Annotated in this window: 8 protein-coding genes; 3 read left to right on the top strand and 5 right to left on the bottom strand. The window is 68.9% G+C overall.

The window, feature by feature from the left end; translation table 11 throughout:
* The first annotated feature begins 766 nt into the window (after positions 1-766).
* Positions 767-1,471, top strand: a complete 705-nt coding sequence (locus tag ACFRMN_RS37460) for a bacteriocin fulvocin C-related protein (protein ID WP_383028713.1) — start codon at positions 767-769, stop codon at positions 1,469-1,471.
* Between the two features lie 1,000 nt (positions 1,472-2,471).
* Here the strand turns inward: ACFRMN_RS37460 and ACFRMN_RS37455 are convergent.
* Positions 2,472-3,404: a helix-turn-helix domain-containing protein gene (locus ACFRMN_RS37455; RefSeq protein WP_383028711.1), complete on the bottom strand. Its 933-nt coding sequence runs from the start codon at positions 3,402-3,404 to the stop codon at positions 2,472-2,474.
* 141 nt (positions 3,405-3,545) lie between these two features.
* On the opposite strand from ACFRMN_RS37455, the gene ACFRMN_RS37450 reads away from it, so the two are divergent.
* Positions 3,546-3,992 (top strand): isomerase, encoded by a 447-nt coding sequence (locus ACFRMN_RS37450; RefSeq protein ID WP_383028708.1) that lies wholly within the window; start codon positions 3,546-3,548, stop codon positions 3,990-3,992.
* 568 nt (positions 3,993-4,560) lie between these two features.
* On the opposite strand, the gene ACFRMN_RS37445 is transcribed toward ACFRMN_RS37450, so the two are convergent.
* Positions 4,561-5,982, bottom strand: a complete 1,422-nt coding sequence (locus ACFRMN_RS37445) for a helix-turn-helix domain-containing protein (protein WP_383028705.1) — start codon at positions 5,980-5,982, stop codon at positions 4,561-4,563.
* Positions 5,983-6,303: 321 nt separating this feature from the next.
* On the opposite strand from ACFRMN_RS37445, the gene ACFRMN_RS37440 reads away from it, so the two are divergent.
* Complete coding sequence (locus ACFRMN_RS37440) at positions 6,304-7,041, top strand: DUF4232 domain-containing protein (RefSeq protein WP_383028703.1); 738 nt, start codon at positions 6,304-6,306, stop codon at positions 7,039-7,041.
* 117 nt (positions 7,042-7,158) lie between these two features.
* On the opposite strand, the gene ACFRMN_RS37435 is transcribed toward ACFRMN_RS37440, so the two are convergent.
* The 3 genes from ACFRMN_RS37435 to hemB form a co-directional block, all read right to left on the bottom strand.
* A complete protein-coding gene (locus tag ACFRMN_RS37435; protein WP_383028701.1) occupies positions 7,159-8,334 on the bottom strand; it encodes a hypothetical protein in 1,176 nt (391 codons plus the stop codon).
* 91 nt (positions 8,335-8,425) lie between these two features.
* Positions 8,426-9,373 carry an STM4015 family protein gene (locus ACFRMN_RS37430; protein ID WP_383028716.1) on the bottom strand — a complete coding sequence of 316 codons (948 nt, stop codon included), beginning with the start codon at positions 9,371-9,373 and terminating at the stop codon, positions 8,426-8,428.
* Positions 9,374-9,571: 198 nt separating this feature from the next.
* Positions 9,572-10,561 (bottom strand): porphobilinogen synthase, encoded by a 990-nt coding sequence (gene hemB, locus ACFRMN_RS37425; RefSeq protein WP_383028699.1) that lies wholly within the window; start codon positions 10,559-10,561, stop codon positions 9,572-9,574.
* Positions 10,562-10,639 lie beyond the last annotated feature (78 nt).

Below are 10,639 nucleotides of genomic sequence, written 5' to 3'. Positions count from 1 at the left end.
CGCAGCTCAGCCATCTGTTCAGAGGAAAGATCCATACCCGACTCAACGACCACGGACGCCTCAGGTTCCACAAACAGAATCACAAGACACTAGCCAGCCAAGTCACTCGTCGTGGACTCTCTCTCAACAAACAGCGGCATCAGCACTTCCCGCGCATAGCGGCGGCTCGATCGCCGAGAACGCGGCAAAGCGGATAACAACGCGCAGCAACACCGCACAGTGCTGTAGCCAGGCGCGGCGACGCGGGGCTCAGAACCTGTTCCGAACGCATTCGCACGGTCAGACGCCTTGTCCACCATCACAGCGATCGCCACGCTCCAACCGTGTTGACCCGCAGCATCAGAAAAGCTCGTGATCAATACATCTGGCTGCTGGATATCAGCCGCACCGACTGCCGCGCCCCCGAGCCACTGAGCAGAGGAAATTCCGCCCCGCCACTATGGCCCCGCGGGTCGCGCCGGGCCAGTTGCTCCATCTACGAAGAGGGAGAGAGATGACGGAAACGGTTTGTCGCTGGGTCCTTGCGTTCGATGCCTCCTGCGCCCTGTGCAAAGAGGTGTCGAGGCGAGTCGAGCGGGCATCGGCGGGGCGTCTGGAAGTCTTGCCACTCGGGCATCGTGACGTGCGGCGGTGGCGTGATCAAGCCTTGGACCGAGGCACTCCGTGGGTGCCTACCCTGCTCAGGGTTGAGGGGACGCGAGTCCGGGCTTGGACCGGTGTCCGTATGGGTTCCCGGCTGGCAATGCGGCTGGGGCCTCGTCGGACTGTGTTGGTGCTGCGTGCTCTCGGTGATCCGGAGCGGGAAGGCCAAGCGGACGGCAATCAGGCCAAGGGCCCCAGCATCGGGCGGCGGGGGGTGTTCCGGCTGAGCGCCGGAGCCGGGATCGCGGCTGCTCTGTTGTTGAACGGCAGGGTGCCGGCGTTCGCGGCTGAGTCCAGGACGCTGGCCGCCGGACGGAGTTGGGCTCAGGCAAATCAGTTGCCGCGTGTCGGCCAGTACGTCGAGCTGGCCAGGTTTCCTGTGGCCTATAGGCCGGCGATTTTCGCCGGCCTGACACCGAGCGTCCGGAGCAGCCTGTGGGTCGAGCAGGTGGAACGCTACCGGCGCGCGCACTCGAAGATGACGGCCGAGCAGGCCCGTGTGCTGGACGAGTTCGAAGCGATCGTCGCCGATGAGGCGACCTACGCCTACGAGGACTCGGCAATCCAGGCTCGGATGAAGGCAATCGAGGCGGCGGGTGTTGCCGCGTTCGGGCGCGGCGAGGCATGCAGCCTCATGTCGACGCTCGGCCCTCTCGATACCGCTGAAACCGGCGCTGTCTCCAGCAATAGCGCTGCGCCGGCCGCGACGTGCAACTGCAACCGCGGAAGCGCCTGCCAGCCCGATTGCACCTGCGTGGGCTGTAGTTCGACTTGGCCCGGCTGCGGCTGCGGCTATGTCTGGACCTGTAACGGCATGATATGCGCCTGACAGATGCAACCGCACTGCCCATAAGGCCGCAGCGGACAGTTGATATTGCTTTTCCGGCCTGAACTCTGGGAATCGAGGGTCGGGCAGACAGGGGCGCCACCCGGGCGCGCGGCAGGCCAAGCGCGCCCTCGCTTCCGAGTTCGTTCGCCGGTTCGATCGTCATGCCCATCCCGCCTTCCCGGACACCGGGGGAGGCGTGGCCGAGGCGACGTACGCCGAGCGGCGCCTCGCGCCCTCACGTCCGGCCAGTTGGGCTGCGTGTGTCCAGCGATCACGTTGGTGCCGCAGGTGTAGGACAACCTTGACGGCCCCTCGCGGGGGCGCCATGCTGCGAGTTGTTCGTCCCGTTCAACTCGCTTGTGGTAACGAGTAATTGGGAGGAAAGTAAATGGGGAAACGCTTTCTCGCGGGAGTGCTAGCGGCTGCCGCGGTCGGTGTCACACTGGCGATAGCACCAAGCGCAGCTGCGAGCACTGCGGGGGCACTCGCCTGCCGCGGCCAATCTTGGACTCCTGCGGACCCAGGGTTCGCCACACTGGTCAGTGGCAAGATGATTCCTGTCCGCTCGGGTCCCTACGCGGATTGCTCGTTCACTAACGTTCCCGCGAGCTCAGAGCTCTCAATTGACTGTCGGGACTACAATGATCTGATCAATCTCTGGTACCACGGGAGTGTGTGGGCAAATGGCCGCGAGGTCACGGGCTGGGTCTACAGCGCCAACATCGCGACCATTTACGAATCCAACGGTGCCTGGTGTACCTGAGCTGACAGTTCATCCGAAAGCTGACGTGTCGACGAAGATCTGAGACGTCGCTTCCTGATCAGTGAGAGCGGCCCGGCACCTTGCCGTACGGGGCGCTCTCACAAAGGACGCCCAGGCGTTCTTCCCGCTGAGATCTTCCACATGGCGATGCGGATCATGCTCAAGGACATCCACAGCCGGATCCCGGTACTCGACGGGCCTTAGGGCTGTCTTGGGGCCTGTCCGGTTCTTTTCGGATCACCTACGGTCGGCCGATCCGAAGGAATCGCCCGCGACGGCCCCGCGAAGCAAGGCCGCCGTGGGAGCGTCGGCGGGAAAGAACGTCTCGATGGCGATCTCGTCCAGGGTCACGTCACGCGGCGACCCGAATACCGTCGTGGTGTAGAGCAGGGCGAGTTCGCCGTGCTCTGTCGACAGCCTCAACGGAACGACCAGGTCATCCAGGAAGTCCGGGAAGACACCGGTTTCCGAGGAGACACGCGTGTCCCCGTGCCCGTTCCCTATGCCGTTCCCGTTCCCGTTCCTGTTCCCGTTCCTGTTCCCGTTCCCGTTCCCGTTCCCGGGCTCCCGGGGCTCTTCCGCGTCCGTGTCGGGGACCGGATAGCTCTCCAGCTCCGCCAGCAGCTCGGCCAGGCCGGACGCCGAGGTGCGGTCCAGCTGGCGGCGGACCCGGCGCAGGACATGCGCGCGCCACTGCGCGAGATTCCGGATCCGTCCCGCCATGCCGTCAGGGTGCAGGGTCGCCTTGAGCACGTTGAACGGCCGCGGCGGCGAATCCCCGCCCGCGTCACCGAGAAACACCCTCATGGCCCGGTTCGCGGCCAGCAACTCCCAGCGCACGTTGACGGCGAGCGCGGGATTCGGCTCGTGCCCCGTCAGTACGGCCTCCACCGCGGCCCGCGCCGCGCCGAGATCGGCGAAGGGCCGCTCGGGATGCGCCGGGGCGAAGCCGGCGGCCAGGTAGAACGCGTTGCGTTCCCGCAGCGGCACGTCGAGTTCGTCGCACAGCCGCCTGATCATGTCCCGGCTCGGATTGGCCCGACCCGTCTCGATGCAGCTGAGGTGCCGGGTCGACAGCTCGGCCGCGAGTGACACGTCGAGCTGCGAGCGGCGGCGATGCTCGCGCCAACGCCGTACGAGCACCCCGACCGGTTCGGTGGTCGTCGTCATGTGCCCAGGCTGCACGGCCGGGTGGGCGACGGCAATGACCTCGCGGGTCATCGACAGTCCTCGCCGACGGAGCCAGAGTCGGGCAGGAGCACAGCGCAGTTCGTACCGGCTCGATCCAAGAGACGAAGGGACCCCACCGCCATGACCGAGACGACAGCACACGCCGAGCAGCACGCGGACACCGAAACCGAGTCCGGGACCGGGACCGGGACCGCCCTTGAGCGCTACCTGCGGTTCTGGAACGCCACCACGGAGCCGGAGCAGCGACGCCTCGCGGAGTCGACCTTCACCGACGGCGTCGAATACCGCGCGGAGATCGGAATCCTCAGCGGCGCACAGGCGTTGATGGACTTCCGGAACCAGTTCGTCGCTCATGTCGGCACCGCGTCCCTCCGCCACCGCGAGCGCCCGCAGACCCACCACGACCGCGCCAGGCTGAAGTGGGAGATCCTGACCGGCGACGGCGAAGGCACGTCCTTCGCGATGGGGACCGATGTGATCGTGCTCGACGAGGACGGCCGGATCAGCTCCATCACCGCGTTCCTCGACCGGGCCCCCGAGGGCTTCGACCCCGCCGCGCACCACTGAAAGCCGTCACGCGAAAGATCAGGTGTCAGCCACGCAGCGCCGCAAGGAGTTCGTAGCCGCGCCGCCGTCCGCCTGTCCCTCTACTCGCAGTTCGCGGAGAGGCACAGGACCCGTCGCGACGGCCACCGGCGGCTTCGTGTGGCGATGGTCGTGACCATGTCCTCGCCCTCGGGACGCGGTTCCTCGGGGCCCGTTCGGGCAGGCGCGCCCGCACGGCAGCGCTGAACGCGGCCACCGCGGCGGCGCTTGCGCCGTGGACCACGTACTCGGCAACGGGACGGCGGGCGTGCGCGGTTGTCAGGATGACCTCGACAGTGCGTTCCGAGCCGCGCACTTCCTCGACGGCCTCCAACGGGATCCGGACCACGCGCCCGTCGTGTTCCCACCGCACGTGGTCCGAGCCCTCTTCGAAGCGGGCCGTGGCCTTGCGACCCAGCAGTACGAGTGAGGGCAGCGAAGGTGTCCTCACTCGTATGACACCGACCGTCAACGAATGGTTGCCCACAGTCGCACGCGGATCCGGTCGCCGGCCGTCAACCGTCAGCCGTCAGCCGTCAGCCGTCAGCCGTCAAGGGGCTTCTCCCACTCCGACCCGCCCAGCGGGTAGTTGTACGACGGACGCCCCGCCGCCCCCGCTCGTACGGAAGGGCTTCCCGTTGTCGTCCACGCGGATCGTGCCGTGCCGCTCCCCGCTGGCCCAATCCAGCTCCAGGTACCAGCTGACGTCCCGCGTCTTCGAACTGGCGGAGATATAGAAGACCTCGGGGTCCGACTCGCTGACCTTGTAAGGGAAGTCGCGCTGACCGGCCTTCGGCACGGAACTGGGCCGGCCCGCGTCCAGGTTGACGGCGAAGGACTTCGTGCCCACGCCGCCGCCGCAGCCGACGCCCATCGCGTAGTCGGTCCAGGCGAGCGGGACATCGCTCTTCACGATCCGTACGTTCAGCTCCCGCAGCACGACCGTCTCGCTGCCCGTGCCCTGCACGGTCAGCTCGATGAACTGACTGTCGCTCGCCACCCCGCCGAGCGCCCCGACCCAGCCGGGCGCGTCCGGCTCGGCGGGCGGCGGGGGGACCTCCTCCGGGGGGCTGTCGATGAGGTAGTGCTGACTGCACGGGTCCTCGAAGGCGTACGGCCGGGTCGCCACCGACACCGGCACCGCGCCGCTGGAGATCTTGCCCGTCGCCGAGGGCTTCGTACGCGCGCTCGGGGTGCCGGACGGGCTCGCGCTCCGGGAGGGGGAGACGGAGGGTGGGGCGGACGGCGACTCCTTGTCCTTGCCGTCCGACGAGGCGGAGGGCGACGTACTCTCCTCCGCCCCCTGGTACGGAGCCTCGGACACCCCTGTGGCGACGGCACCGTCATCGGTCGACGTCCCGGCCCGGCTGCCGTAGGCGACGGCGGGTACGACGACCGCTACGACCGCTACGGCGGCGAGAACAAGACGCAGGCGTTTGGTACCGGGGAAACGGGCGACACGGGCGACACGGGACCCGGCGACCGGCCCACGCACGGACTCGGACTCATGCACGGACTCGGGTACGAGTACGGGTACGTGCTCGGTCTCGCGTCCGGGTCCGGGTGCGCGTCCGGGTCCGGACTCCGCTGCGGGACCGATCTCAGCCGGGGCCTCAGCCTTACCGTCACCGTCACCGTCAACACCGTCACCGTCACCGTCGGTCCCCGAGTCGGGCCCCGCCGGGACAGGTGGCGGCGAGACCGATGGAGCCGACCTGGCCCGCCGTCTCGCCTCGTCCGCGAGGATCCACCGCCGGTGCAGCTCGACCAGTTCCTCGGCGTTCGCCCCGCACAGTCGCGCAAGCCGCTCCACCGACGCGTAGTCGGTCGGCACGGCGTCCCCGTTGCAATAGCGGTGCAGCGTGGACGTACTGACGTGGAGCCTGCCGGCCAGGACGCCGTAACTGCGTCCCGAGCGGTCCTTCAGCCCCCTCAGTAGTTCCGCGAAAGCCTCGGCCTCGGTCGTCGCCACCCCTTGTTCCCCTCCTAGTCCCTGCTGGTCCGTCCCAGGAACGCGTTCCAGGGCAACCACGTCTCCCCAGGTCAGAGTCAGCGTGAGCGTTCCAGCTTCCCCCATTGTCCTCTGCCGATTGCGGCCGCTTCCGGCCGCCCCGCAAGGTGAGTGCAGCACCAGCCGAACGGGGAGCAGAAATCAGAATCCGACTCCGTATCAGCCTGGTAGACGCGCTGGCCGTTGTCGTGGTGATCGCTTCCACGGCGGTCGTGCTCATGCTCATCAACCGTCGCTGAACGCAACAGCCGACACCTCATCGAAACGGGGAGCTCAATCCTTATGCGTACCATCCGTAACCGCGCCGTCGCGGTCGCCGCCACCGCTCTTGTCGCCTCCCTCGCCCTCACCGCCTGCGGGTCCGGCGACTCCTCCAGCGCCGCGAAGGACTCCGGAGGGGCCGCCGCGTCCACCGGCGCGCCGTCGGCCGAGCCGCAGACGCCGTCGGACAACAAGCAGCAGACGCCCGCCGACCAGATCAGCGGCAACGCGAGCAACAGCAGCGGCACAAGCTCCAACAGCAACGGCAACAGCAACGGCAAGAGCAACAGCACAGGTACCAGCGGCGCGGGCACGAGCGGGGGCGGCACCATCACCCAGAACACCGCTTGCACGGGCGACAACACCAAGGTCAAGGTCAGCCAGGTGACCCGCCCGGTCAATCACCTTCTCCTGACCGTCACCAACACCGGTGGCAAGAACTGCGACGCCTACTACGCCCCCCTCCTCCGCTTCGACGAGGCCCAGGCCGCCACGCAGGTCAACGAGGACAGCCAGCCGCAGGCCGTCGTCACCCTCGCCCCGGGAGAGTCGGCCTACGCCTCGATCTCCCTGGGCGGCGGCGACGGGTCCCCGACCACCCCGGCGAAGCAGCTGACCGTCCACTTCCCCGGACGCGACAACCAGGGCTCGGTGGGCTCCCCCGCCGGCCCGATCACACTCCCCGCGGGGACGGTAATCTCCGACTCCGCGTCCGTGACGTACTGGCAGGCGAACATGGCCGACGCCCTCACCTGGTGACGCCCTCACTCAGTGACGCCCGGCACCCAGCGACGCCCGGCATCCAGTGACGCCCGGCACCCAGTGACGCCCCCCGACCGATCGGGGCCCCTGCCCGAACGGCGGCCCGGGCCCCGGTCAGGCCGCGACCGTACCCCGTACCTCCGGGTAGTCCACCTCGTCCGGCAGCCGGTAGCCGAGGGCGGTCAGCCGCGACGCCACGTCCGCCGGGCTCCTCCCCGTCAGACTCGCGCTGCGCAGGACGTGTTCGAGGTGGACGTTGTCCAGGAACGAGCGGTCGACCGTCTCCAGCAGCCGGATGTCCTCCCCGTCCGCGACCGCGGGCACCTTCGCGTTGGCGTGCAGCCAGTGTCCCAGCGTGGCCAGCCTCTCCGTGATCTCCGCCGGGGCCCGTCCCGTCACGAGGGACGCGCGCAGTATGTGCCGCAATTGCACTCCGACGACGCCGTTCACGGACAACCAGGGCGCGCGGCCGTCGAGTTCCTGGCTGAGGAGAAGGAGGTCGTCCGCCTCCGGGGCGTCGGGCAGGGGCCCGTCCGTTCGACAGCCCAGCTCCGCGAGCCGGGCGACGATGGCCGCCGGCGGCCGGCCCGTCTCCCGTGCGACATCCATGACGTGCCCGCTGGGGACGGAGGAGTACCGGGACGGCCAGGGCCTGTGGCCGACCCCGTACCCGAGAATCCGCTCATCCCCGGGTTCAGGGGTGTAGGGCAGCCGGAAGCCGAGCTCGATCAGGCGGGTGGCGGCGGCGTGCGGGCTGTAACCGAGCTCCGCCGCGGCGCTGAGCACATGGTGTGCGGGCACCTCCGCGCCCCACTCCAGCCACTCCCCATTGCCCCGGGCCCCCGTGCGGATCAGCGCGATGTCCCGGGTGTTCGGGGATTCCGGGAGCGGATGCCCGGCCGGGACCGCGTAGCCGAAGGCCGTCAGCCGGCGCCCGGCGTCGGCGGGACTCCGGCCCTGCCGCCCCGCCGCGGCGAGTATGTGCCGCGGTGGCACGGGCTTGCCGAGTTCGAGCCACGACAGGTTGTACGTCTCCGTCTTGATCAGCAGAGCGTCGTCCCGGTCGACCGTGGGAGGCAGCGGGCCCTCGGGGAGCTCGAAGTCGGCGTACCCCAGTTCGGTCAGCCTCGACACGACGGCGGCGGGAGCGCACCCCAACGTGGCCGCGCCATACAGAACATGCCCGAACGGCACCGGCCGGTCGGGCTTCACCCAGGAGGACTCACGTCCCACACGGAGGCGGGTGAGGAGAAGATCCTCCGGATCCTGGGATTCAGGGCTGTTCGACATCGTGGACCTTTCAGGAGCTGGGAGCTGGAAGCTGGGAGCTGGAAGCGGTACGGGTGCGAAGGGCGAGTACGTCGGAGATCAGCCGTGGCGGTCATTCCGCCACCGCGATATAGCGGCCGTCGCCACCGAACTCCTCGTCGTCGTCGCCCCACCCGTCGTCTTCCGCCTCATTCCTGCCGTACAGGTTCACCCGGACCCCCGCGGGCTCCAGCGCCGTCCATATCCGCAGCATCATGTCGTGGCTGAGGAAGTGGTGCGAGAGATCGAGTTCCTTGAGGTGGGTGAGCGGCTGCCCGAGCAGCAGCGCCTCCGCGCCCTCGTCGGAGAGCGTGCCCATGGACAGGCTCAACGAGGTGAGCCGCGGTACGACGGGCGCGGAGGCGATCGCGGCGGCCAGCTCGTCCTGGATGGGGCTGTTCTGGAGGCCCAAGTGGCGCAGGGCGGGCTTGCGTTCACCCGCGAGGAGCGGAGCAAGCTGCTCGGCTGTGGTGCCGCCGCCGTAGTCGTCGTCGCCCAGCCACAGCTCCAGCCGCTCCAGCGAGGGCAGATCGGCGGCGGCTATGTGCTCCGCCGCCCCGGGAGGCAGCCCACCGGACTCGATGCGCAGCGACCGCAGCCCCGCGTGCCCCGTCACGGGGAAGTCCAGCCCGTCCCCGCCGCGGACGGCCAGTTCCCGCAGACCGGGGAACGCCGCCAGGAGCGGTGCGAGATCCGGCTGTCCGATCGAGGAGATCATCTCCTCGTCGTCCTCAAGGTCGTTGAGGAAGAGCGCTTCGAGCCCGACAAGCCGTGAACTCAGGTCGATGAGCGCCTGGTCGGGCAGGTAGTGCGCGCCATGGCCGAGGACCAGCGCCCGTACCTTCTCCAGCTCCACCGTGCTGGTGAAGCGCTCCCAGTAGTCTTCGTAGTCCTCGTCGGACGAGTACGGCCCGGTCCGGAGCCGCCAGGTGACGGAGGCGGCATCGGGCAGATCCGTGGCGCGTGTGTACGGCGGAACGGTCAGTACGGGCAGGCCATGGAAATGCTCGACGTGTCGCACGTAGGACAAGGGGGGCGCTCCCGAGGGGCTTGAGTCCGGCATCGGTGCGCCCCGTTCTACCAGCAGCCTCCGACACAGCCCCGCGTCGGAGCAGCCCCGGCCTCAGAGCCCTCGCCCCGAGCCGCAGCCCCGTAGCCCTCGCGCGGACCCCCCGCGTCAGAGCTTCTGCGTCAGAGCCCCCGCGCCAGAGCCCCGGCGTCAGAGCTTCTGCGCGACCTCCGTCGCCCAGTACGTCAGGATCATGTTCGCCCCGGCGCGCTTGATCCCGGTCAGGGCTTCCAGGATCGCCGCGTCGCGGTCGATCCAGCCCTTCTCCGCCGCCGCCTCGACCATCGCGTACTCGCCGGAGATCTGGTACGCCGCGACCGGCACGTCCGTCTCCGCCGCGACGCGCGCCAGGATGTCCAGATACGGCAGCGCCGGCTTGACCATCACCATGTCGGCGCCCTCTTGGAGGTCGAGCGCCAGCTCGCGCAGCGACTCCCGGGCATTGGCCGGGTCCTGCTGGTAGGTCTTGCGGTCGCCCTTCAGCGAGGAGCCGACGGCCTCCCGGAAGGGACCGAAATACGCCGACGAGTACTTCACGGTGTACGCGAGGATCGACACGTCCTCCCTGCCGATCGTGTCGAGCGCGTCGCGTACGACGCCGATCTGGCCGTCCATCATGCCGCTGGGGCCCACCACATGGGCGCCCGCGTCGGCCTGGACCTGGGCCATCTCGGCGTACCGCTCCAGGGTCGCGTCGTTGTCGACCCGCCCCCGGTCGTCCAGCACCCCGCAGTGGCCATGGTCGGTGAACTCGTCCAGGCACAGGTCGGACATGACCACCAGGTCGTCCCCGACCTCTTCGCGCACCGCGCGGATGCCGGCCTGGAGGATGCCGTCCGGGTCCGTGCCCGCCGTACCCGTCGCGTCCTTCTTCTCCTCCTCGGGGACGCCGAAGAGCATGATCCCGGAGACACCGGCCGAGGCCGCCTCCACCGCCGTCTTGCGCAGCGTGTCCAGCGTGTGCTGGACGACGCCGGGCATCGCGGAGATGGGAACGGGCCGGCTGATGCCCTCGCGTACGAACGCGGGAAGGATGAAATCCGCCGGGTGCAGCCGGGTCTCGGCCACCATCCGTCGCATCACCGGGTTCACCCGCAGCCGTCGGGGCCGCGAGCCGGGGAAGGATCCGTGCACAGTCATCGTCAGTCGCCTCTTGGGTCTGCTGCTTCGTCGGGGTCCGGCCGGCCGTCGGGCCACCTTCGACCATAAACCCGGCTT

Source organism: Streptomyces sp. NPDC056835, assembly GCF_042789485.1.
GTDB lineage: Bacteria > Actinomycetota > Actinomycetes > Streptomycetales > Streptomycetaceae > Streptomyces.
This window is presented reverse-complemented; position numbering and strand designations above follow the sequence as displayed.